Genomic DNA, 207 nt, shown 5'->3' on the forward strand with positions numbered 1-207 from the left:
CCCCCTCCCTTTCCTTCCTCTCCTCTTCTTTTTTTTTTTTCTTTCTTCTCCCTTTTTTCCTTCTCTCTCCTTTCCCCTCCCTCTCTTCTCTTTCTTCTTTCTCCTCTTTCCCCCCCTTTCCCCTTCCTCCCCCTTCCTTTCCTCTCTTCCTCTCCTCTTTTCTTTTTTTTCTTCCCCCTTTTCTCTTCTTCCTTCTCTCTTCCCTCC

General features: G+C 46.9%; 1 protein-coding gene. It reads right to left on the reverse strand.

Going from position 1 to position 207, the window contains the following annotated elements; genetic code table 11:
• A partial coding sequence (locus tag AB1471_RS19295) for a hypothetical protein (protein ID WP_367781134.1) occupies window positions 1-207 on the reverse strand: 207 nt, incomplete at both ends.

Source organism: Jeotgalibacillus marinus (assembly GCF_040801915.1).
In the GTDB taxonomy this organism is placed as follows: Bacteria; Bacillota; Bacilli; order Bacillales; family Jeotgalibacillaceae; genus Jeotgalibacillus; species Jeotgalibacillus marinus.